The sequence below is a fragment of the Pseudomonas sp. LBUM1676 genome (assembly GCF_059695605.1).
On record NZ_CP166777.1, the window covers coordinates 1,343,615 to 1,364,060 of the forward strand.

The following is a 20,446-nucleotide window of genomic DNA, read 5'->3' on the forward strand; positions in this document are numbered from 1 at the left end:
CTGAGTCGCCACGACTTCACCCAATTTTAGCGGCGAAAGGAGACGCTTATGATTTTCCCGGACATGAAAGGTCTGCCTATCCACCGTGTGATGGTGCGCACGGTCACCGAGTTCGTCGACGACGAGATGTCGACCTATGCCTCGGCGCTGGCCTATCAAATGCTGTTCTCGCTGTTCCCCTTCATCCTGTTCCTGATCGCCCTGATCGGTTTCCTGCACCTGCCGGACTTTTTCTCCTGGCTGCGCCTGCAATCGGAACTGGTGCTGCCGCCCCAGGCACTGGAGCAGGTGAACCCGGTGATCGATCAACTCCAGCAGTCCACGGGTGGTTTGCTGTCGATCGGTATCGTGATCGCGCTGTGGACTGCGTCTGCGGGCGTACGGCTGATGATGAGTGCGATGAACGCCGCCTACGATGTGGTTGAAGGCCGTCCGGCGTGGAAGCGTTTCCCGCTGTCGATCATCTACACCATCGGCATCGCCGGCATGCTGCTGATCGCCGCCGCGCTGATGGTGCTCGGGCCGCAGGTGATGGGCTGGATCGCGGCGCAAGTCGGCGTGGAGGAGTTCATCGTCACGGTGTGGACTATCGCCCGCTGGCCGGTGGTGGTGATCCTGCTGATGGTGGCGGTGGCACTGATCTATTACGTCATGCCCGACGTCAAACAGGAGTTCCGCTTTATCACCCCGGGTTCGGTGCTGGCAGTGGTGGTATGGATCCTGGCCTCGGTGGGTTTCGGCCTGTACGTCAAAACATTCGCCGACTACAACGCCATGTATGGCAGTATCGGCGCGATCATCGTGCTGTTGCTGTACTTCTACATTTCCGCCGCGGTGCTGTTACTCGGTGCTGAAATGAATGCGGTGATCGAACACATGTCGGCCGAAGGCAAAAATGCTGGCGAAAAAGTAGCCGGCGAGCCGGAACCCAAACACCATGTTTCGGGCCTGGGTCGGGATCACTCGATCAAGCCGAGCACTGACGAAGTCACCAAATGATCCGAGAAATTCTGAAAATGGGCGACGAGCGCCTGCTGCGCATCGCTCCGCCGGTACCGGCAGAAATGTTCGACAGCCCCGAATTGTGGCAACTGATCGACGACATGTTCCAGACCATGGAAAGCGTCGGCGGCGTCGGCCTGGCGGCGCCGCAGATCGGCGTCGACCTGCAGTTGGTGATCTTCGGTTTCGAGCACAGCGAACGCTACCCGGACGCCGAAGCGGTGCCGCAGACCATTCTGATCAATCCGTTGATCACGCCGTTGAGCCCGATCATGGAAGAGGGCTTCGAAGGCTGCCTGTCAGTGCCCGGCCTGCGTGGCGCGGTCGACCGCTATCAGCATATTCGCTACGAAGGTGTCGATCCCAAGGGCCAGCCGATCGTGCGCATCGCCGAAGGCTTCCATGCGCGGGTCGTGCAGCATGAATGCGATCACCTGATCGGCCGCCTGTATCCGTCGCGCATTAACGACTTCAGCAAGTTCGGGTTTACCGAAGTAATGTTCCCGGATCTTGATCCCAACGCCGACGATTGAATTAACCACAAAACTAATAATGTGGGAGCGAGCCTGCCAGTCGACGTTTCGGGTGACTGACATGGCCCCTTCGCGAGCAGACTCGCTCCCACAGTGGATCTTCATTGACTCATTGACTTTCATTCGCCACCAGGCCCATAGCGATCATCGGTTTGCTGCGCGCATAGCGGCTCAACCGTTCGACCATGGCGTAAGGCATTGGCGGATCGAAGACAAAGCCACGCCGCTCATAAAAATCCCGCAAATCCGGATGACAAAACAACCACACCGGGCCTTCGAGGTCCTTGATGGCCTGAGCGATCAATGCCGCGGCGATCCCCTGTTCGCGGCAGGTTGGGTCGACAAACAAACCCGTCAGCCAATGCCCGCCCGCCACCGGGCGCAAACACAGCGCGCCAACGATCTCGTCGCGCCTGGCGACCCAGAGTTGAGCGTCGCGGACGGCTTTCATCGACGATTGATGGGCGCGATAGAACTTGTTCATCAATGGCCACAAAGGCTCGGCGAGCAAGGTGTACTGGGTGTTGGGCATGGTCTTGGACTTTTGGTACGCAAAGCCGGCGATTATAAAAGAACGCGAGCGCAGGGATAGGTGTATACCTGATCTCACATCCCGTATGAGTGGAGTACGTATCATGGCCAAAGGCATGGATTCAAAAAAAGCGGCAAAGAAGAAACCGGCGAAAACCGCCGATGAAAAGCGCGCGGACAAGAAGGCCAAGAAGGTGGATGTGTTCGGTCATTGATCCCGCTTTAATTGATCGTACCCACGCTCTGCGTGGGTACGATCACCAAATAATCTGCAAGATTTCCCTGCGCCATTGCACAGAAGGGGACCGGTCCCCGATCTGAGCAACGCCATGCCCCATTACTTCGATAATGCCCACCGTGAAGAAATCGACACCCTGCGCCAACGCCTGACCGCTCGCACCGAGTGGCCGACCTGGTTGCTGTTGATCGGCGTGTACGCCGGTTGGTTCAGCATTGTCCTGGCAAGCGATCGGCTGGGTCTGTGGTGGAGCACGTTGTGCCTGATTCCGCTGTTGGTGCTGTGGTTATCGGTGCAGCACGAAGTGCTGCACGGGCATCCCACCCGTTGGCCGGCGCTGAACAAAATCCTCGGCTACGCGCCCTTCGCTGTCTGGTATCCCTACACCCTCTATCGCGACAGTCATTTGCGGCATCATCGCGACGAAGACCTGACCATCCCCGGCCGCGATCCGGAAAGCCGTTACCTGAGCATCGAGCAATGGCAGGGCAGTTCGCTGTTCCAACAGGGTCTGCACTGGCTGAACAAAACCGTGCTTGGCCGTTTAGCCCTAGGTGCGCCGCTGGCTTTGCTGGCGCTTGCCAAGGAACAGTTGCAACGCCTGCAAGCGGGTGAACGGCAGGCCTGGTTGATGTGGCTGAGCCATGGTGCGCTGACGGTGCTGATGCTGGTATTTATGGCGCGCTACAGTGCGCTGCCAGTATGGCATTACCTGCTGCTGATCAGTGTGCCGGCGCTGTCGATCGCAATGATTCGCTCCTATTATGAACACCGTCCCCATGCGCAGCCCGAGCAACGCACGGTGATCAATGAAGCCGCCTGGCCCTGGCGCTGGCTGTTCCTGAACCTCAATTTGCACCTGGTGCATCACGACTTGCCGGGGTTGCCCTGGTATGACTTGCCCCGTGCCTACCACGCTCGTCGCGAGCAATGGCTGGAACGCAGCGGCGGGTTTCTGGTGCAGGGTTATGGGCAGTTATGGCGGCAGCATGGCGTGAAGGCCATCGACAGCCCCAAACACCCGTTCCACTGATTGCCAATGCATTCCCCTGGGGGAGCGAGCCTGCTCGCGAAGGCGGTGAGACATTCACCATTAATGTCGACTGATACGCCCTCTTCGCGAGCAGGCTCGCTCCCACAAAGGGATTTTTGTTGAATGGGAAGATTTCGATGACTCAAGACATCGCTGAACTACTGATGTACGTCGCCCCCGAACCCATCCGCCAGGCCAACGAGCGCTGGCTGGCGCGCATCGTCGAGCAACTGGACATCACCCGCGGCGACGCAGAAGGCCTGTCGCTGACGGACCTCTGGCTGTCCCCGCGCTTGCTCCTGACCCAAACCTGCGGCTACCCGCTGATGACCGCACTGCGCGGTAAAGTCCGGGTCATCGGTCGTCCTCGCTACGAACTGCCGGACAGCAGCGGCGGCAACCATTGCAGCCTGCTGCTGAGTCGCGCCGATGATCCGCGCAGGACCTTGCCGGCATTTCGCGGCAGCCGCGGTGTGATCAACGGTGCGGACTCCAACAGCGGCATGAACCTGCTGCGCCATCGTCTGGCGCCGTTGCATCACGAAGGACAATTCTTTGCCCGTGTCGGCATCAGCGGCAGCCACCGCGAAAGCCTGCGCTGGCTGCGTGAAGACAAAGCCGACCTGGCGGCCATCGACAGCGTGACCTTTGCCTACCTGGCGCGGCACGCCGAAGCAGAAGTGGCGGGCCTGCGGGTTATCGTTCGCAGTGCATTCAGCCCGACCTTGCCCTATATCACCGCTGCTACCACGACCGATGAACAGGCCGAAGCGCTGAGGCAAGTGATGAATACGGCATTGCGGGGGTTGCCCGAGGTGGCTGAAATCCTCGGCTTGGAAGAGGTGCTGCCGGCCAGCGAAAGCGACTATCAAGTGGTTCTTGATTATCAGCAGGAAGCCGAGGCGTTGGGGTATGGGCGGTTGCGATGAGTCTTAGAATCGTGTCGACACAACCATTTTCGCGAGCAGGCTCGCTCCCACAGGATTTCGGTGCCCCCCTGTGGGAGCGAGCGTGCTCGCGAAAGCATTCGGTCAGACGTGACTGAAATTCCATATAGGAATATAAAAATTAATTTTAAGTATTATTAATGAATAAGGCTCCTTGCTAGGATCGCGCTACCGGATCACCGGACATTCAGCGACCCCTAACCCTTGGAGCCTCTATGTCCGGCACCGACGTATCCCATCGCAATGCTGTGGGCGGCTTGTTCCGCGCCCATTACCCTTGGCTGTGCGCACGCTTGCGCCGGCATCTGGGTGCCAGTTCCAGTGTCGAAGACATCGCCGCCGAAACCTTCGCGCAACTCCTGGAATCACCGGGGCTGGCGCCGATCCGCGAGCCTCGCGCCTTGCTGACCACCATCGCCCGCCGCTTGATCTATCAGCTCTGGCGCCGCCGCGACCTGGAGCGCCAACACCTCGATCAGCTGCAACACATCCCTCACCCTCAAGCGCTGTCGCCGGAGGAACGGGTGCAACTGACACAGGCGCTGCATGGCCTCGACCGTCTGCTTGAGCGTTTACCGGGCAAGGTCCGGGCAACGTTCCTGCTGTCGCGAATCGACGGCCTGACCTACCCGCAAATCGCCGCCGAGCTGGGCATTTCCCAGCGCTCGGTGAGCGTCTACATGACCCGTTCCCAGGCACTGTGCGCCCGGCACAGCGCCAATCAACCCTTGCACCGGAGGTCTGCATGAGATCGATCAAAACCCTGCTCGGCGGTTCGCTGCTGGCCCTGAGCCTTGTGGCTTTGCAGGTTCCCGCGGCGGAAAAAACCGCGCCGATCCACTTCGGCGACATCACCTGGGAAAGTGGCAGCCTGATTACCGAAATACTGCGCTTGATCGTCGAGAAGGGTTACGGTTACCCGACCGATACCTTGCCCGGCAGTACCGTCAGCCTCGAAGCGGCATTGGCCAGGAATGATATCCAGGTGATCGGCGAAGAGTGGGCCGGGCGCAGTCCGGCCTGGGTCAAAGCTGCCGCTGAAGGCAAAGTGTTTGGTCTGGGTGACACGGTCAAGGGCGCCACCGAAGGCTGGTGGGTGCCGGAATACGTGATCAAGGGCGACCCGGAGCGCGGCATCAAGCCTGTGGCACCAGAGTTGAAATCCGTCGCCGACCTGGCGCGCTACAAGGACGTGTTCCGTGACCCGGAAGACCCCAGCCGCGGCCGCTTTCTCAACAGCCCGACCGGCTGGACCTCGGAGATCGTCAACAGCCAGAAACTCAAGGCTTATGAGCTGACTGACAGCTTCGTCAACTTCCGCACCGGCTCCGGCGCGGCGCTGGATGCCGAGGTGGCATCGTCGATTCGTCGAGGCAAACCGGTGCTGTTCTACTATTGGTCGCCGACGCCACTGTTGGGTCGCTTCAAATTGGTGAAGCTGGACGAACCGCCGTTCGACGCTGAAGCCTGGAAAACCCTGGCCGATGCCAACAACCCCCATCCCAGGGGCACCCGTTCGATGCCGGCCAGCCTGGCCATTGGCGTGTCCGCACCGTTCAAGGCGCAGTATCCGGACCTGGTGGCGTTTTTCGAAAAGGTCGACTTGCCGATCGATCTGCTGAACCAGACCCTTGCGCAAATGAGCGAGAAACGCCAGCCACCGCGTCAGGTGGCGCAGGCGTTCCTGCGTGACCAGCCCCGGATCTGGCAGGACTGGGTGCCGGCGGAGGTGGCCAATCGTGTCACCGCAGCGCTATGACCCACCGACCGTCTAACCTGTCATTTGTGACAGTAGACAGGCCATTGCAATAACTGAACTCTGTTCCTTGTATCGCGCTGGATCTTTTCAGCGCTTTCAGGAACGGAGTTTTTTCATGAAAATCAAATGGTTCGTGACTTTGTGTCTCGGCATGGGCGCGCTGTTCTATTTTTATGCGAATCAAGCGCCGGGCAAGCAAAGCCGATATGCAGTGTTCAATCCCGCGATGACCGCCGAACAGGCAGCACAGGTTCAGCTGCAGATTGATCAACAACTCAGTCGAAAGACCGGAGGGCGCCAGGTCAGTTCCAGTCAAGTGGTTTATGACAACGGGGCCGTCGTGATGACGTTCCCGATACCCGGCGACACGAATCAAACTGATCCCATCTGTGACTACGGTTATTTTTGTGTCTGGGAGGGTTGGGATTACGCAGGCAGGAAATTGTCGCTGGCCAGCACGCCGGCCAGCCGCCCCGTTAACCTGGCGGACTACAACATGAGCCGTCAGGTCTCATCCTGGCAGCACAATAATAAAGCTCACGCCGTGAAGGTTTTCGGGGTGGATGGGCCCGGTGCGAAGGGCAACATGATGATGAGCAATATCAAGGAAGTTGTCCTCGGGAGGGGCTGCTGCCCGTTCAGTATTCCCGAACAGGTCAGCACTGCAGTGACGTGGACCGAAATATATGCCCAGAGCAGGCTGGTCGAGCAAAACGACAGGATGGTCAGCGTCGCTTTTTCCCCCATGGTTATTTTGTTTGCCCAGTAAAAGCCACGGGTGCTGGTCATCCAGAACATTTGCCGGGCCTTATGCCGAACTTGCGGTGAGCCTTTGCCGCCGGGCGGCAGTGGTCGACCGCCGCGACGCAAACCTGGCTATCAAGGCAGGCCGTTGCAGCCGTACTTCAGGAACCCCGGGCGTTGTGCCAGGCGCTGGAAATACTCATCGACAGCCGGATAGTCGGGCCGTTCCAAGGGTGTCATCAGCCAACGATTGACGGAAAGCCCGATGACAATATCGGCCAGGGTGAACCGTGGCCCGGCGACATAAGCCTTGGTGGTCGCGAGCTGATGCTCGAGGATGCCCATCTTCTGGTTCCAGCCACGCACGCCGGCGGCAATGTGATGCGGGTCCTGGAATTCCGGGTCCTTTCGAACCAGCGCCGTGAATGCGTAGCTCCATGCCGCGTTGAGTTCGGTGGATTGCCAATCCATCCACTGCTCGACCCGGGCGCGGGCCGCCGGTTCGTGCGGCAGCAGGTCAGTGTTCTGGTGTTTGCCGGCCAGATAGCGACAGATGGTGTTGGACTCCCACAGCACGCCGGCCTCGTCGATGATCACCGGCACCAGGGCATTGGGGTTGAGCCTGAGGAACTCCGGCGTGTGGGTCGAGGCAAAGCCGCCGCCCCAATCTTCACGCTCGTAGGAAACACCCAGTTCCTCACAGGTCCAAAGGACCTTTCTGACGTTGATTGACGAGGCTTTACCCAGAATCTTCAGTGCATGTTCCATGGGGCTACTCCGTTAGCGGTTCGAGGTTTCGGGAATTTAATAGTGTGCCTGCCAACGGATGACATCAAGTTTGTCAACGCGAAATCGTGGCTGGCCACAAAAGCTTCAACCGATCAGGTACTTTCGCGCACCTTCAACTCGAACCCCATGTCCTGCACCGGTTTTGCAACCGTGTTGCCGGCCAGCAAGGTCAGCATCAATTCCGCCGAACGCCGGCCGATGGCCTCGCGCGGGGTGCTGATGCTGCTCAGGCGCGGGACCATGTGGGCCGAGGCCGGCAGGTCGTTGAAGCCGAGGATCGCCACCTGCTCGGGGATTTTGATGCCGCAACGCATGGCCTCGAGCAATGCGCCCTGGGCCAGATCGTCGTTGCCGAAGAAAATCGCATCGACATCCGGATGACTGGCCATCAGTTGCAGGAACAACTCGCCACCCAGGCCCACCGAAGAGGCGCGTGGGGTGAGCACTTCCAGGTCCGGGTCATACAATCCGGCCTTTTGCAGGGCTTTGCGGAAGCCTTCGCCGCGCAGCAATGTGCGCTGGTCCAGCTGCGCGCCGATGTAAGCCAGGCGTTTGCGACCGCGGGATAGTAAATGTTGCGCCGCCGTTTCGCCGGCAGCGAGCTGCGAGAAACCCACGCAGTTGAGCCCGGCGGCGCTGTCCAGCTCCATCATGTACACGCACGGAATGTTGCTTGCTTCGATCATCCGCCGCGAACTTTCGGTGCGGTCGAAACCGGTCAGCAACAAGCCACGAGGCTGATAGGCCATGTAATTGCGCAGCAGGTTTTCTTCTTCATCGCGCGAATAGTGGAAGTTGCCGATCAGCACTTCGAAGCCCTTGGGGCGTAAAACCTGATGAATGGCTTCCAGCGTATCGATGAACAGCAAATTGGACAGCGACGGCACCAGAACCACCACCGAATGGCTCTGGGCCGAGGCTAAAGCGCGAGCAGCAGGGTTGACCACGTAATTGAGGTCGAGGGCGGCTTTCTGGACTTTTTCCACCAGTTCGGTGGCCACCGTGCTGACGCCACGCAGGGCGCGGGAGGCGGTGATCGGGCTGACACCGGCCAGGCGTGCGACTTCATTGAGGGTAGGGCGGCCAGTGGTGCGGGTATTTTTATCGTTTTTGGAAGAGGTCATCGGGCGGCTTGCCAAACAAAATTCAAGGCACTAAGGTAGCGCTGTCTCGATGCAGCTGCAAATGCGTGAGCGGGATCTGCCTGATCCGCGCTTTTTGGCATAGGGGTAAACACGCTGCAACCCACAAAAATGACAAGAAGGCGTCGGCAATTTCTGCTTTTGCTCCAGTGTCATAACCAGCAAAGGTAGCGCTGTCTGCGCGCTGAGGTGTTACATGAATCATCCCATCACCGCCCTGGTCATCATGGGCGTTGCCGGTTGCGGCAAGACGTGCGTCAGCGAGGCCTTGTGCCAGCTCAGCGGCGCGACCGCCATTGAAGGCGACTCCTTTCACCCTGCCGCCAATATCGAAAAGATGAGCGCAGGCATCCCCCTGAATGACGAAGACCGTGCCGGCTGGCTCGACAGCCTGTGCGACGAACTGCGTCGTGTCGACGCCGAGGGTCAACGCCCGGTGCTGACCTGCTCGGCCCTCAAGCACATTTATCGCGAACGTCTGCGCAGCGCCTTGCCTGGCCTGGGCTTCGTGTTCCTGGAACTGACCCCTGAAGTCGCCGCCGATCGTGTGTCCCATCGGCCGGGTCACTTCATGCCCTCGACCTTGATCGACAGCCAGTTCGCCACACTCGAATCGCCCGTTGGCGAGCCTCTGACCCTGGCCCTGGATGCGTCGAGCCACAGCGTCGATGAGTTGGCCGTTCAGGCTCACCACTGGTGGCTTGAGCATGGCCTGAAACGCGCCGGTTAATTTTTTCTTGCAGAGATAGCGCTGTCCTTATGGCTTTCGAATTCCTCGCTTTAATAACAACAACAACCAGGAGACACCCCTAATGTTTGGCATGTCCCACGAGACGTTCCTGCTGCTCGATGCAGTGGTTACGGTGATCGGGCTTATCGTTCTGATCACCAAATTCAAGTTTCACCCCTTCATTGCCCTGATCATCGCGGCCGCCTTTCTCGGGCTGACGTCCGGCATGCCGTTCGGCACCATCATCAAGGCGTTCCAGGACGGCTTCGGTGGGGTACTCGGTTTCGTCGGGATCATCCTCGCGCTGGGCACCATGCTTGGCAAAATGATGGCCGAGTCGGGCGGGGCGGATCAGATTGCCCAGACCCTGATTCGCGCATTCGGCAAGGACAAGGTGCAGTGGGCGATGATGTTCGCCGCCTTCCTGGTCGGCATTCCACTGTTCTTCGAAATCGGCTTTGTGTTGCTGATCCCCCTGGTGTTCATCGTCGCCCGGCGTACCGGCGTGTCGATCATCAAGATCGGTATCCCGTTGCTGGCCGGTCTGTCTGCCGTGCACGGTCTGGTTCCGCCGCACCCGGGTCCGTTGCTGGCGATCGGCGTGTTCGGCGCCGACATTGGTAAAACCATTCTGTACGGCCTGATCGTTGCGCTGCCGACGGCTATCATCGCCGGCCCGATCTACGGCACATTCATTGCCAAGTACATCCCCGGCCATCCTAACCAGGAACTGGTGGATCAACTGGCGCGCGAACCAGACTCGGCCGAGTTGCCGAGCTTCAGTATTACCTTGATCACGGTGCTGCTGCCGGTGTTCCTGATGTTGCTCAAGACCTTTGCCGACGTGGTGCTGCCGGAAGGTAATTTCGCGCGCTCCTTCATGGACCTGGTCGGTCACCCGATCTCGGCGCTGTTGCTGGCATTGCTGCTGTCGCTGTACACCTTCGGCCACCGTCAGGGCATGGGTTCGAACAAGATTCTGAAGCTGCTCGACGCCAGCCTCGCGCCGACCGCCGCGATCATTCTGATCATCGGTGCCGGTGGTGGCTTCAAGCAGATGCTGGTGACCAGCGGCGTGGGTGACGTGATCGGCCACATGGCGGTAAACGCACAGATCTCACCGATCCTGCTGGCCTGGCTGGTGGCGGCGGTGATCCGTATTGCGACCGGTTCGGCCACCGTGGCGACCATTACCGGCGCGGGCATCGTGGTGCCGGTGGTGGGGATGATTCCGGGCGTGAACCGTGAGCTGCTGGTGTTGGCCACCGGTGCCGGTTCGTTGATTCTGTCTCACGTCAACGACGCGGGTTTCTGGCTGGTGAAGCAGTACTTCAACATGACCGTGGCTGAAACCTTCAAGACCTGGACCGCGATGGAAACCATCCTGTCCATTGTTGCACTGGGCTTTATCCTGCTGTTGTCGATGTTCGTTTAAGCACAACCGCAGACACAAAAAAACCGCTGCGATGCGGTTTTTTTGTGGCTGATTGATTTCAAGGGCGTTACGGACACTGTGGGAGCGAGCTTGCTCGCGATGACGGCATCACATTCAAAACATGTTTCGACTGTCAGACCGCTATCGCGAGCAAGCTCGCTCCCACAGGTTTTTGTGTCAGGCGTTGGTTTTGGTTACTAACCCATCAGCCCGAAACATCCCGCGAATCCCGCGTACGGCCTGACGAATCCGGTCCTGGTTTTCGATCAGCGCGAAGCGCACATGATCATCGCCATACTCACCGAATCCCACACCCGGCGAGACGCAGACCTTGGCCTCGGCGAGCATTTTCTTGGCAAATTCCAAAGAGCCCAGGTGCGCATAAGCCTCGGGAATCTTGGCCCAGACGTACATCGCGGCTTTCGGGTTTTCCACCATCCAGCCCAGTTCATGCAGGCCTTTGACCAGCACGTTGCGGCGCTGGCGATATTGCTCGGCAATGTCCTTCACGCACTGCTGATCACCTTCCAGTGCAGCAATCGCCGCGACTTGCAGCGGGGTGAAGGTGCCGTAGTCGTGGTAGCTCTTGATTCGCGCAAGGGCGTTGACCAGTTCGGCGTTGCCGACCATGAATCCGATGCGCCAGCCGGCCATGTTGTAGCTCTTGGACAAGGTGAAAAACTCCACCGCGATGTCCTTGGCGCCGGGCACCTGCATGATCGAGGGGGCTTTCCAGCCGTCGTAGACGATGTCGGCGTAAGCCAGGTCGTGCACCACCAGAACGTCGTACTGCTTGGCGAGGGCGATCACCCGCTCGAAGAAATCCAGCTCGACGCACTGGGCGGTGGGGTTGGATGGAAAGCCGAGGATCATCATTTTCGGTTTCGGGATCGAGCCGCGAATCGCGCTTTCCAGCTCGGCGAAGAAATCCACGCCCGGAATCAGTGGCACCGAGCGCACCTGGGCGCCGGCAATCACGGCACCGTAGATGTGGATCGGGTAGCTCGGGTTCGGCACCAGCACGGTGTCGCCCTGGTCGAGGGTGGCCAGCATCAGGTGCGCCAGGCCTTCCTTGGAACCGATGGTGACGATGGCTTCGCTTTCCGGGTCGATGTCGACCTCGTAGCGATCCTTGTACCAGTTGGAAATCGCCCGGCGCAGACGCGGGATGCCCTTGGAGGTCGAGTAACCGTGGGTATCTTCGCGCTGGGCGACGGTGACGAGTTTGTCGACGATGTGCGGCGGCGTCGCCCCGTCGGGGTTGCCCATGCTGAAGTCGATGATGTCTTCACCACGGCGACGGGCGGCCATCTTCAGCTCGGCGGTGATGTTGAATACGTAAGGGGGGAGTCGATCTATGCGCGCAAAGCGGCGCGGCGAACCTGGGTTAGCCATTGTTGCCTCGGATAACGTGAGCGCCCGGAACCGTCCGAGCGACGCTGGCCACTGCGGTGACCTGTGGCGGAATGTACGGGCAGATGTGGCAAACTGTCCAGCGACTATGTAAACAAATTTGTCCGAAGGAAATCGGTTGATGGAATTTACCAGCGGCTTTCTGCTGAGCCTTTCGCTGTGCCTGGATATCGGTGTGGCCAATATCGCGATGATCACCCTGGCGATGCAGCGCGGCTATTTCCAAGGCTTTGCCCTGGGCTTGGGGACCTGTGTCGGCGACCTGATCTACGCCGTGCTGGCGCTGGCCGGCATGACCGTTTTGCTGCAATACGAGACGGTACGCTGGGTGTTGTGGATCGGTGGCTCGGCGCTTCTCGTCTACTTCGCGGCGAAGATGATCTATTCGGCCATCCATCATGAAGCGGTACTTGCACAGGCCGGAGAGGTGGGGCAGAACTCCCATCGGCGGGAGTTTTTGCGCGGCATTTTCCTCGCCATGTCGTCCCCCAGCGCCATCCTCTGGTTCGCGGCGGTGGGCGGAACCCTGATCGCCCGTTCCGGCGGTGGCGGTGCCCTCGATTCTGCGCTGTTTCTTGGCGGCTTCCTGTGTGCCGGAGTGCTCTGGTGCGTGGGCCTGTGCTTCGCCGCAAGCCATGGCGGTAAATTGCTGGGGGACAAACTGCTGCGCTATTCCTACCTGGCATCGGCGGCGATCTTCTGCTATTTCGCGGTATACGTGATCCTATCGGGGTATAACGAGTTCATCGCCCCTGGCGCCGCCGAGCAGCTGCACGCCCTCTAATTGGGCGAATCGGGAATGGCTTCTATACTCCCAGCCGAACCCACTTTTTTCGTACCAGGAGTCGAGTCATGGATGAGCAAACAGGCGTCAAACCGGCCGGACCACGCTTTGGAAACGGTCACTTCCTGCTCATTGCAGGGCTTGGCGGACGATTTACTTCACAAACCACTAAAGCGATCCCCGACCTCTGGGAGAAATTCGTTCCCGAGATTGGCAAAATTCCCGGTCAGAAAAGCGAAGTGACCTACGGCATTTGTTGCAATCCGGATGGCAAGGGCGGCTTTGAATACATCGCCGGCGTCGAAATCAGCAAGCTCGACGACCTGCCTGACAAATATCGTTGGGTGGAGGTTCAGCCTCAGCACTACGCCATATTCGAGCATAGGGGCGCCCTGGATACCTTGCCCCAGACCTTTCAATACATCTGGAAAACCTGGCTGCCGCAGTCCGGTTATCAGGCGGCAGACGCCCCGGAGTTCGAACGCTACAGCGAAGACTTCAACCCGAAGCTCAACACCGGTGTGTTGGAAATCTGGTTGCCGCTCAAGGCGTGATGTCAGGATCGAGGGGCGGATCAGCGATTCGCCTCTCGATGTCGTGCCGACGCTGATTTATGATCCACAGCCTTTCCCTCGCTGATTCCGAGCTGCCATGAACACCGTCATTCGCCACGTCACCCCCGCTGACCTGGACCGCTGCTACTCCATCGAAACCCTTGCCTACGAAGGTGACGAAGCCGCGACCCGGGAAAAAATCGCCACCCGCATCGCCACCTGGCCCGAGGGGTTTATCGTGGCCGAAGTGGACGGCGTCGTAGCCGGTTTCATCAACTCCGGTGCGGCGTTTGAGGTGCAGATGTCGGATGAGGCGTTCAAGGAGCTGATCGGCCACGACCCGGCTGGCCCACATGTGGTGATCATGTCGGTGGTGGTGCACCCGGATTTCCAGGGGCAAGGCCTGGCAAAACGCTTGATGGCCGAGTTCATCGAGCGGATGCGCGCATTGGACAAGGCCAGCATCCACCTGATGTGCAAGGAGCGGCATATTGCGCTCTATGCCGGGTTCGGCTTCGTCTACATCAAGCCTTCCGCTTCCGACCATGGCGGCATGGCGTGGCATGAGATGGTGCTCGAACTCTGACCTGTGGGAGCGGGCTTGCTCGCGAAGGGGGCAGCGCATCCAACACCATCGTTGACTGTTACACCGCCTTCGCGAGCAGGCTCGCTCCCACAGGAGAAGCACAAAGCCCCATCTTTTTCGAGATGGGGCTTTTGTTTTTCAGGCGGCTGAAACTTACAGCGTCGGGTAGTCGATATAACCGACCGGACCCTTGGCGTAGAACAGTTCCGGGCGCGCTTCGTTCAGCGGCGCGTCGGCCTTCAAGCGTGCCGGCAGGTCCGGGTTGGCAATGAACGGCACACCGAAGGCGACCGCATCGGCCTTGCCGCTGGCCAGCCAGGCGTTGGCGCTGTCCTTGGTGAAGCGTTCGTTGACGATGTACGGACCGCCGAAAGCTTCCTTGAGTTGTGGGCCGAGGCTGTCACCGGCTTCTTTTTCGCGCGAGCAGATGAAGGCGATACCCCGCTTGCCCAGTTCGCGAGCGACGTAGGTGAAGGTTTCGGCCAGGTTGTCGTCGCCCATGTCATGGGAGTCGGCGCGCGGTGCCAGGTGCACACCGACGCGGCCGGCGCCCCAGACTTCGATCGCCGCGTCGGTCACTTCCAGCAACAGGCGTGCACGGTTTTCCAGGGAGCCGCCGTAGTGGTCGGTGCGCTGGTTGGTGCTGCTTTGAAGGAACTGGTCCAGCAGGTAACCGTTGGCGCCGTGGATTTCCACGCCGTCGAAACCGGCGGCCTTGGCGTTTTCGGCACCGACGCGGTAAGCATCGACGATGTCGGCGATTTCAGCGGTTTCCAGGGCGCGCGGGGTCGGGTAGTCGGCCAGTGGACGAACCAGGCTGACGTGGCCTTTGGGCTGGATGGCGCTCGGTGCCACCGGCGCTTCGCCGTTCAGGTACGACTCGTGGGACACCCGGCCGACGTGCCACAGCTGCAGAAATATTTTGCCGCCCGCGCCGTGGATTGCCTTGGTCACGTTGGTCCAGCCACGCACCTGGTCGTTGGACCAGATGCCCGGGGTGTCCGGGTAGCCGACGCCCATCGGCGTGACCGAGGTGGCCTCGCTGAGGATCAGGCCGGCCGAGGCGCGCTGCACGTAGTACTCGGCCATCAGTGCGTTCGGCACCCGGCCTGCGTCGGCGCGGCAGCGGGTCAGCGGCGCCATGATGATGCGGTTGGCCAACTCGAGGTCGCCCAGTTTGATCGGATCGAAAATAGTCGTCATGAAGTAGCTCTCTTTTGAAGATCAGTTAGGAGTAGCAGGGACCAGTTTGGGGTCGCCGCTCTGACGGAAAGTAATCAGGGTCACCAGCAGGGCGAGTACCGCCAGTGCTGCCGCCGCGAGAGGCACGCGGGTCAGGCCGAAACCGTGGGCGATGACGCTGCCGCCGACCCAGGCGCCCAATGCGTTGCCGACGTTGAACGCGCCGATGTTCAGGGTCGACACCAGGTTCGGTGCGGCCTTGCCATAGGTCACGACATTCACCTGCAGGGCGGGTACGGCGGCAAAGCACGCAGTGGCCCAGAGGAAGAGGGTGATCTCGGTCGGGATCAGGGCAACGCTGGTCCAGGTCAGCACGGTGGAAATCACGGCCATGCTGATGAACACACCGATCAGCGTCGCTGCCATGCCTTTGTCGGCCAGCTTGCCGCCGATGATGTTGCCGACCGTCAGCCCCAGACCGATGAGCATCAGGGTCCAGGTCACGCCGCGTGGCGAGACACCGGTAACCTCGCCCAGGAGCGGGGCTACGTAAGTGAACAAGGTGAAGACTGACGCGGCGAACAATGCGGTCATGCTCAACGACAGCCAGATCCCGGCACCCTTGAGGGCACGCAGTTCGGCGCGCATGTCGAGCTTCTCTTCATCGCGCTTGCCCGGCAGGAAGCGGATCAAGCCGATCAGTGCAATCACCCCGATCACGGTCACGGCCCAGAACGTCGAGCGCCAGCCGGCTTCCTGACCGAGCGCGGTGCCCAGTGGAACACCCAGTACGTTGGCCAGGGTCAGCCCGGTGAACATCAAGGCCACGGCCGAAGCGCGCTTGTTCGCCGGCACCAGGCCTGCTGCCACCACCGAACCGATGCCGAAGAACGCCCCGTGACACAGGGCGGTGACCACCCGGGCGAACATCAGCACGTTGTAGTCACTGGCCACTGCACAGAGCAGGTTGCCGATGATGAAGATGCCCATCAACGCTACCAGGGCGGCCTTGCGCGGCAGCCGTGAGGTGGCCAGTGCCATGAACGGCGCACCGATGGCCACGCCCAGGGCGTAACCGGTTACCAGCCAGCCGGCACCGGGGATCGATACACCGAGGTCCGCCGCCACATCGGGCAACAGGCCCATGATGACGAACTCGGTGGTGCCGATGGCGAAGGCGCTCAAGGCCAGGATGAGTAGCGAGAGGGGCATCGTTAATTCCTTGTCGGAGCGCTGAGCTCCTTGACGATGGCGTCGAGGAACGCCTGGATCACGTCCTCGTTGCGTTTGAAGAAATGCCATTGACCGGCTTTCTGGCTGCTGATCAGTCCCGCCCGTTGCAAGTTCGCCAAGTGCGCGGACACGGTCGACTGCGACAGGCCGCAGCGTTGATCGATCTGTCCGGCGCAAATGCCGTACTCATGGTTGTGAATCTGTTCCGGGAACTGGGTCTTGGGGTCTTTCAGCCAGATGAGGATGTCTCGGCGTACTGGGTGGGCCAGCGCTTTTATTATTTCGTCGAGGTCGATGGTCATGGGGTTGGGCTCGTGATGAGTAAAACGCTATATCGCGATGAGGCGAACTTTAAATCGGTACTTCGCGATATACCAATATGATTTTGCTCTGATGACCGCATAAATCGGTATATCGAGTTATAACGATACGTTGGATGTAAAAAGTTCCAGGGCGCAGTGCTAAGCTGCGCCCATGAACTATCTCGCACATCTGCACCTCGGTGGCCAGCGCCCCGGTCAATTGCTCGGCAGTCTGTATGGCGATTTCGTCAAAGGGCGGCTGCAAGGGCAGTTCGATCCGGAGATCGAAGCCGCCATCCAGCTGCATCGCAGCATCGACGCGTTTACCGACCGCCATCCGTTGGTGGATATCTCGCTGTCGCGGTTTTCCATGACCCGCCGGCGTTACGCGGGGATTGTGCTCGATGTGTTTTTCGACCATTGCCTGGCGCGGGACTGGGCGCTTTACGCCGATCAGCCGCTCGGGCAGTTCACCTCGGGCGTGTATCGGGTGCTGTCGGCGCAGCCGCAATTGCCGGAACGGTTGGCGAGGATCGCGCCGCACATGATGGCTAATGACTGGTTGGGGTCTTACCGGGAATTCGAAGTGCTGGAGCAGGTGCTGCGGGGGATTTCACGGCGGTTGACCCGGCCGGAGGAACTGGCGGCGGCGATGCAGGAGTTGCGGGTGTTGTATGAGCCGTTGAGCGAGGATTTTCGGTTGTTCTATCCACAGCTTCAGCAGTTTGCACAAATCAATGTGGGAGCGAGCTTGCTCGCGATGAGGCCATAACAATCAGCATTGATGTTGACTGTTCGATAGCTATCGCGAGCAAGCTCGCTCCCACAGGTTTCTCTGTTGAAGCAGAGATTGTGTCAGGCCGCAATCGCCGGACGCATTGGAATTTGCGTCTTTTCCGGAATCGCCCCAAACAACGCCTTCTGCACCGCCTGCTGCGCTTCAAACGCCAGCGCCGCACGCTCGCGCCCTTCACACGCGATCGGCTTGAGCAGATGAATTTCCACCTCACCCCGGTCATTGGCAAACAAGCGCATCAGGTGTGAGAGCAAATCATCATCGCCAATGAACGGCGCCAGCGAATCGATTTCGCCGTCGCGCAGATACCGAATCGCCACCGGCTGCAGCGCCACGTCGGAATCAATCGCCGCCGACAGCAGGCGACCATGAAAGGTGCGCAACGAACGGCCATCGGTGGTGGTGCCTTCCGGGAACATCAGCAGCGGATGTTCCTGCTCCAGATGACGGGTCATCTGCTTGCGGATCAACTGACTGTCGCCCGATCCGCGGCGGATGAACAGGCTGCCGGCCTTGGCCGCCAACCAGCCCGCTACGGGCCAGGTGCGCACTTCGGCCTTGGACAGGAACGACAGCGGCGTGAGCATGCCCAGCAAGGGAATATCGGTCCAGGACACATGGTTGCTGACCCACAGCATCGGTGCTTTGGGCAATTGACCGTGGACGGTGACGCGAAAGGGCAGGGCGTTGCCCAGGCGCGCCATGAAGAATCGCGACCAGCGCTGGCGGCGGACCATCGAATGGGCGATCCCCAGGCGTTCGAACAGCCCGAACACGCCGGCCATGCTCAACCCCAGGGCAACCACCACCAACACTCGTGCAATCCGCGCGTACACCCGCAGCCGGCCCATCACATGGCCGCCTTGAAGTGCTTGGCGTAGCGCGGGCAGAGCTCGTCGCGCTTTAGCAGGATGAATACGTCGGCGACCTGGAAGTCTTCGTCCCAGCACGGCTCGCCGCAGATCTTCGCGCCCAGGCGCATGTAGGCCTTGAGCAGCGGCGGCATTTCGGCGATGACGTTGGACGGGATGGCCAGCGTCGGCAACGGTTTTTTCGGCTCGGCCCGCAGGTGTTCGGTGCACAGGTAACGCTCGCGCAGGCGTTGCATGATCGCGTGGGCCTGGATGCCGCCATCCTGCATCGGAATACTCGCGCAACCCATCAGATAGCTGTAGCCGCCTTGGTTCAGCACGTCGGCCAGTTCGCCCCAGAGTACGGCGATGGTGCCGCCGTTGCGGTAGGCCGGGTGAACGCAGGTGCGGCCGATTTCCAGGATCGGGCCCTGCAGATTGACCAGGCCATGCAGGCTGAATTCTTCCTCGCTGTAGAACTTGCCCAGGCTGCTGGCCGCCGTGTGATCGAGCAAGCGGGTGGTCGCCACCAGGTGTCCGGTGTTCAAGTCACGCACGCCGATGTGGGCGCAATGAACATCATAGTCATCCATGTCCAGGCCCCGCTCGGCGCCTTTCAGTTTGGCGTTGAATTCGCCGCTGAAGACGTTGAAGCGCAAGGCCTGGGCTTCCTGCAAGGCCTCGGCGCCCACCAGGCGTTCGGCTTGCAGGCGGCGTTCATTGCCGGTGTCGCTGATGCGGGCGATCTGAGTCATTGCGAATCTCCATACGGGCTGTTCACCCGTCTTGGGTTGCAGCCGATCGACTTTCTTTATGCAGCCGTGTTGTGCAAAGTCAGGCTATGTAGCCCCGGTGTCATCGCCATGAAGCTTTGGTGATGCTTATATGACAGCCCACGAGGAGCCTCTTATGCCCTGGCAGACCCTGTTGAACCGCCGCGATCGCTTGCCCGCCAATCCAGACCTGGGCGAAGGATTCGCACACTTGCTGCAGCAGTTGGGTACGGTCACGCCGTTTGAATTGGCGGTGGTCGGCGGGTGCCTGATGGCAACGCCGGGGCTGGCATTTCTGGTGGGCTATCAGGCGGCGTTGCGCATGCTTTGGCCGAGCGCACCGCTGAGCCTCGGCGCGCTGTGTGCGACGGAGCGGCGCAGCTTGCGGGTGGCGGACATGCAGACGCGTCTGACCGGTTTACGCGTGAGCGGGCGCAAGGATTTCGTCACTGCCGGCGATGCGGCTGACTGGTTGCTGATCGCGGCCCGCAGCGAAGAACCCGGCGAAGTTCCACGCTTGAGTCTGGCGGTGGTCTATCGCGGTGAGCCGGGCGTGCGCCTGGAAAAACTACCGGCGATCCCGCTGATGCCGGACATCAGCCACAGCCGGCTGGTTCTCGATGGCGCGTTATGCGAATTGCTGGCGGGGGACGGCTGGGATGCTTACGTCAAACCGTTCCGCACCCTTGAGGATATCTATGTGCTGAGCGCCATGACGGCCTGGCTGTATGGGGTCGGTCATGACAGCGACTGGCCGCAAACGCTGCAGTTGCGTTTGCTGGCGTTGCTGGCCGGGTGCGCGGAAGCCAGCCGACAGGCGCCGAACAATCCGGCCGGGCATGTGTTGCTCGGCGGCTTGTTTGCGCAGTTCGACGGGCTGAAGGCGCAAGTGGATCAGGCGCTGGCCGATGGCCCGCCGGATTGGGCGGCGATGTGGCAGCGGGATCAAGGGGTGATGGATTTGGCTGCGGGGGGCAGAGGTAAGCGGTTGGCCAAGGCACTGGCTGGATCTTCATTGATTTGACGGGCCTCTTCGCGAGCAGGGGGATGCATTTCAAAATGTGGGAGCGAGCCTGGTCGCGAAGGCGG

Annotated in this window: 23 protein-coding genes; 14 read left to right on the forward strand and 9 right to left on the reverse strand. The window is 60.3% G+C overall.

Annotated features, from left to right (window positions below):
* Positions 1-48 precede the first annotated feature (48 nt).
* The gene (locus tag ACA041_RS06120) at positions 49-999 is read left to right on the forward strand and encodes a YihY/virulence factor BrkB family protein (protein ID WP_497440316.1); all 951 of its coding nucleotides are present in this window, start codon (positions 49-51) and stop codon (positions 997-999) included.
* Positions 996-1,535 carry a peptide deformylase gene (gene def / locus ACA041_RS06125; RefSeq protein ID WP_497440317.1) on the forward strand — a complete coding sequence of 180 codons (540 nt, stop codon included), beginning with the start codon at positions 996-998 and terminating at the stop codon, positions 1,533-1,535. The genes ACA041_RS06120 and def overlap by 4 nt, the downstream gene beginning before the upstream one ends.
* A gap of 109 nt (positions 1,536-1,644) precedes the next feature.
* Here def and ACA041_RS06130 read toward each other — a convergent pair whose 3' ends face one another.
* Entirely contained in the window at positions 1,645-2,067 is a 423-nt protein-coding gene (locus ACA041_RS06130; RefSeq protein ID WP_497440318.1) for a GNAT family N-acetyltransferase, read from the reverse strand.
* Between the two features lie 328 nt (positions 2,068-2,395).
* Between ACA041_RS06130 and ACA041_RS06135 the strand changes: the two genes are divergently transcribed.
* The 5 genes from ACA041_RS06135 (at position 2,396) to ACA041_RS06155 (ending at position 6,812) form a co-directional block, all read left to right on the forward strand.
* Positions 2,396-3,337, forward strand: coding sequence for a fatty acid desaturase (locus ACA041_RS06135; protein ID WP_497440319.1), 942 nt, complete (start codon positions 2,396-2,398; stop codon positions 3,335-3,337).
* 137 nt (positions 3,338-3,474) lie between these two features.
* Entirely contained in the window at positions 3,475-4,266 is a 792-nt protein-coding gene (locus tag ACA041_RS06140; RefSeq protein WP_497440320.1) for a phosphate/phosphite/phosphonate ABC transporter substrate-binding protein, read from the forward strand.
* A gap of 233 nt (positions 4,267-4,499) precedes the next feature.
* Positions 4,500-5,033 carry a sigma-70 family RNA polymerase sigma factor gene (locus ACA041_RS06145; protein WP_497440321.1) on the forward strand — a complete coding sequence of 178 codons (534 nt, stop codon included), beginning with the start codon at positions 4,500-4,502 and terminating at the stop codon, positions 5,031-5,033.
* Entirely contained in the window at positions 5,030-6,043 is a 1,014-nt protein-coding gene (locus ACA041_RS06150) for an ABC transporter substrate-binding protein (protein WP_497440322.1), read from the forward strand. Before ACA041_RS06145 ends, ACA041_RS06150 begins: the two co-directional genes overlap by 4 nt.
* Positions 6,044-6,158: 115 nt before the next feature.
* Positions 6,159-6,812, forward strand: coding sequence for a peptidase inhibitor family I36 protein (locus ACA041_RS06155; RefSeq protein ID WP_497440323.1), 654 nt, complete (start codon positions 6,159-6,161; stop codon positions 6,810-6,812).
* Positions 6,813-6,922: 110 nt separating this feature from the next.
* On the opposite strand, the gene ACA041_RS06160 is transcribed toward ACA041_RS06155, so the two are convergent.
* Both ACA041_RS06160 and gntR read right to left on the reverse strand, forming a co-directional pair.
* The gene (locus ACA041_RS06160; protein WP_497440324.1) at positions 6,923-7,555 is read right to left on the reverse strand and encodes a glutathione S-transferase family protein; all 633 of its coding nucleotides are present in this window, start codon (positions 7,553-7,555) and stop codon (positions 6,923-6,925) included.
* 113 nt (positions 7,556-7,668) lie between these two features.
* Positions 7,669-8,700 carry an HTH-type transcriptional regulator GntR gene (gene gntR / locus ACA041_RS06165; RefSeq protein WP_497440325.1) on the reverse strand — a complete coding sequence of 344 codons (1,032 nt, stop codon included), beginning with the start codon at positions 8,698-8,700 and terminating at the stop codon, positions 7,669-7,671.
* A 214-nt stretch (positions 8,701-8,914) separates the two neighbouring features.
* Between gntR and ACA041_RS06170 the strand changes: the two genes are divergently transcribed.
* Together ACA041_RS06170 and ACA041_RS06175 are read left to right on the forward strand one after the other, a co-directional pair.
* Positions 8,915-9,448, forward strand: coding sequence for a gluconokinase (locus tag ACA041_RS06170; RefSeq protein ID WP_497440326.1), 534 nt, complete (start codon positions 8,915-8,917; stop codon positions 9,446-9,448).
* 82 nt (positions 9,449-9,530) lie between these two features.
* On the forward strand, positions 9,531-10,883 hold the full coding sequence (locus tag ACA041_RS06175) for a GntP family permease (RefSeq protein WP_497440327.1): 1,353 nt from the start codon (positions 9,531-9,533) through the stop codon (positions 10,881-10,883).
* A gap of 177 nt (positions 10,884-11,060) precedes the next feature.
* Here ACA041_RS06175 and alaC read toward each other — a convergent pair whose 3' ends face one another.
* Complete coding sequence (alaC, locus tag ACA041_RS06180; protein WP_497440328.1) at positions 11,061-12,278, reverse strand: alanine transaminase; 1,218 nt, start codon at positions 12,276-12,278, stop codon at positions 11,061-11,063.
* 139 nt (positions 12,279-12,417) lie between these two features.
* On the opposite strand from alaC, the gene ACA041_RS06185 reads away from it, so the two are divergent.
* The 3 genes from ACA041_RS06185 to ACA041_RS06195 all read left to right on the forward strand — a co-directional run bounded on the left by ACA041_RS06185 (position 12,418) and on the right by ACA041_RS06195 (position 14,220).
* Entirely contained in the window at positions 12,418-13,080 is a 663-nt protein-coding gene (locus ACA041_RS06185) for a LysE family translocator (RefSeq protein ID WP_497440329.1), read from the forward strand.
* Between the two features lie 68 nt (positions 13,081-13,148).
* On the forward strand, positions 13,149-13,634 hold the full coding sequence (locus ACA041_RS06190) for a GyrI-like domain-containing protein (protein WP_497440330.1): 486 nt from the start codon (positions 13,149-13,151) through the stop codon (positions 13,632-13,634).
* A 97-nt stretch (positions 13,635-13,731) separates the two neighbouring features.
* Complete coding sequence (locus tag ACA041_RS06195; RefSeq protein ID WP_497440331.1) at positions 13,732-14,220, forward strand: GNAT family N-acetyltransferase; 489 nt, start codon at positions 13,732-13,734, stop codon at positions 14,218-14,220.
* Between the two features lie 153 nt (positions 14,221-14,373).
* Here the strand turns inward: ACA041_RS06195 and ACA041_RS06200 are convergent, their stop codons facing one another.
* The 3 genes from ACA041_RS06200 to ACA041_RS06210 are packed head-to-tail and all read right to left on the reverse strand — an operon-like array spanning position 14,374 to position 16,937.
* The gene (locus ACA041_RS06200) at positions 14,374-15,423 is read right to left on the reverse strand and encodes an alkene reductase (RefSeq protein ID WP_497440332.1); all 1,050 of its coding nucleotides are present in this window, start codon (positions 15,421-15,423) and stop codon (positions 14,374-14,376) included.
* 21 nt (positions 15,424-15,444) lie between these two features.
* Positions 15,445-16,614, reverse strand: a complete 1,170-nt coding sequence (locus ACA041_RS06205) for an MFS transporter (protein WP_497440333.1) — start codon at positions 16,612-16,614, stop codon at positions 15,445-15,447.
* Between the two features lie 2 nt (positions 16,615-16,616).
* A complete protein-coding gene (locus tag ACA041_RS06210; RefSeq protein WP_109628334.1) occupies positions 16,617-16,937 on the reverse strand; it encodes an ArsR/SmtB family transcription factor in 321 nt (106 codons plus the stop codon).
* Between the two features lie 172 nt (positions 16,938-17,109).
* Here ACA041_RS06210 and ACA041_RS06215 point away from each other — a divergent pair, with 172 nt between their 5' ends.
* Positions 17,110-17,709: an acyl carrier protein phosphodiesterase gene (locus tag ACA041_RS06215; RefSeq protein ID WP_497440334.1), complete on the forward strand. Its 600-nt coding sequence runs from the start codon at positions 17,110-17,112 to the stop codon at positions 17,707-17,709.
* 83 nt (positions 17,710-17,792) lie between these two features.
* Here the strand turns inward: ACA041_RS06215 and ACA041_RS06220 are convergent, their stop codons facing one another.
* Both ACA041_RS06220 and olsB read right to left on the reverse strand, forming a co-directional pair.
* Positions 17,793-18,584 carry a lysophospholipid acyltransferase family protein gene (locus ACA041_RS06220; RefSeq protein ID WP_497440335.1) on the reverse strand — a complete coding sequence of 264 codons (792 nt, stop codon included), beginning with the start codon at positions 18,582-18,584 and terminating at the stop codon, positions 17,793-17,795.
* Positions 18,584-19,339, reverse strand: a complete 756-nt coding sequence (olsB, locus tag ACA041_RS06225; RefSeq protein ID WP_497440336.1) for an L-ornithine N(alpha)-acyltransferase — start codon at positions 19,337-19,339, stop codon at positions 18,584-18,586. Before olsB ends, ACA041_RS06220 begins: the two co-directional genes overlap by 1 nt.
* A 154-nt stretch (positions 19,340-19,493) precedes the next feature.
* On the opposite strand from olsB, the gene ACA041_RS06230 reads away from it, so the two are divergent.
* Complete coding sequence (locus tag ACA041_RS06230) at positions 19,494-20,381, forward strand: acyl-CoA dehydrogenase middle domain-containing protein (protein ID WP_497440337.1); 888 nt, start codon at positions 19,494-19,496, stop codon at positions 20,379-20,381.
* The last annotated feature ends 65 nt before the right edge of the window (positions 20,382-20,446 follow it).

What these genes read in the sequence shown, in the direction of transcription:
- ACA041_RS06120 (WP_497440316.1), top strand. Translation starts at nt 49, where the DNA reads ATGATTTTCCCGGACATGAAAGGTCTGCCTATCCACCGTGTGATGGTG.
- ACA041_RS06170 (WP_497440326.1), top strand. Translation starts at nt 8,915, where the DNA reads ATGAATCATCCCATCACCGCCCTGGTCATCATGGGCGTTGCCGGTTGC.
- ACA041_RS06215 (WP_497440334.1), top strand. Translation starts at nt 17,110, where the DNA reads ATGAACTATCTCGCACATCTGCACCTCGGTGGCCAGCGCCCCGGTCAA.
- gntR (WP_497440325.1), bottom strand. Translation starts at nt 8,700, where the DNA reads ATGACCTCTTCCAAAAACGATAAAAATACCCGCACCACTGGCCGCCCT.
- ACA041_RS06185 (WP_497440329.1), top strand. Translation starts at nt 12,418, where the DNA reads ATGGAATTTACCAGCGGCTTTCTGCTGAGCCTTTCGCTGTGCCTGGAT.
- ACA041_RS06155 (WP_497440323.1), top strand. Translation starts at nt 6,159, where the DNA reads ATGAAAATCAAATGGTTCGTGACTTTGTGTCTCGGCATGGGCGCGCTG.
- ACA041_RS06200 (WP_497440332.1), bottom strand. Translation starts at nt 15,423, where the DNA reads ATGACGACTATTTTCGATCCGATCAAACTGGGCGACCTCGAGTTGGCC.
- ACA041_RS06190 (WP_497440330.1), top strand. Translation starts at nt 13,149, where the DNA reads ATGGATGAGCAAACAGGCGTCAAACCGGCCGGACCACGCTTTGGAAAC.
- ACA041_RS06130 (WP_497440318.1), bottom strand. Translation starts at nt 2,067, where the DNA reads ATGCCCAACACCCAGTACACCTTGCTCGCCGAGCCTTTGTGGCCATTG.
- ACA041_RS06145 (WP_497440321.1), top strand. Translation starts at nt 4,500, where the DNA reads ATGTCCGGCACCGACGTATCCCATCGCAATGCTGTGGGCGGCTTGTTC.
- ACA041_RS06220 (WP_497440335.1), bottom strand. Translation starts at nt 18,584, where the DNA reads ATGGGCCGGCTGCGGGTGTACGCGCGGATTGCACGAGTGTTGGTGGTG.
- ACA041_RS06210 (WP_109628334.1), bottom strand. Translation starts at nt 16,937, where the DNA reads ATGACCATCGACCTCGACGAAATAATAAAAGCGCTGGCCCACCCAGTA.
- ACA041_RS06150 (WP_497440322.1), top strand. Translation starts at nt 5,030, where the DNA reads ATGAGATCGATCAAAACCCTGCTCGGCGGTTCGCTGCTGGCCCTGAGC.
- ACA041_RS06135 (WP_497440319.1), top strand. Translation starts at nt 2,396, where the DNA reads ATGCCCCATTACTTCGATAATGCCCACCGTGAAGAAATCGACACCCTG.
- ACA041_RS06195 (WP_497440331.1), top strand. Translation starts at nt 13,732, where the DNA reads ATGAACACCGTCATTCGCCACGTCACCCCCGCTGACCTGGACCGCTGC.
- ACA041_RS06175 (WP_497440327.1), top strand. Translation starts at nt 9,531, where the DNA reads ATGTTTGGCATGTCCCACGAGACGTTCCTGCTGCTCGATGCAGTGGTT.
- olsB (WP_497440336.1), bottom strand. Translation starts at nt 19,339, where the DNA reads ATGACTCAGATCGCCCGCATCAGCGACACCGGCAATGAACGCCGCCTG.
- ACA041_RS06160 (WP_497440324.1), bottom strand. Translation starts at nt 7,555, where the DNA reads ATGGAACATGCACTGAAGATTCTGGGTAAAGCCTCGTCAATCAACGTC.
- alaC (WP_497440328.1), bottom strand. Translation starts at nt 12,278, where the DNA reads ATGGCTAACCCAGGTTCGCCGCGCCGCTTTGCGCGCATAGATCGACTC.
- ACA041_RS06230 (WP_497440337.1), top strand. Translation starts at nt 19,494, where the DNA reads ATGCCCTGGCAGACCCTGTTGAACCGCCGCGATCGCTTGCCCGCCAAT.
- ACA041_RS06205 (WP_497440333.1), bottom strand. Translation starts at nt 16,614, where the DNA reads ATGCCCCTCTCGCTACTCATCCTGGCCTTGAGCGCCTTCGCCATCGGC.
- def (WP_497440317.1), top strand. Translation starts at nt 996, where the DNA reads ATGATCCGAGAAATTCTGAAAATGGGCGACGAGCGCCTGCTGCGCATC.
- ACA041_RS06140 (WP_497440320.1), top strand. Translation starts at nt 3,475, where the DNA reads ATGACTCAAGACATCGCTGAACTACTGATGTACGTCGCCCCCGAACCC.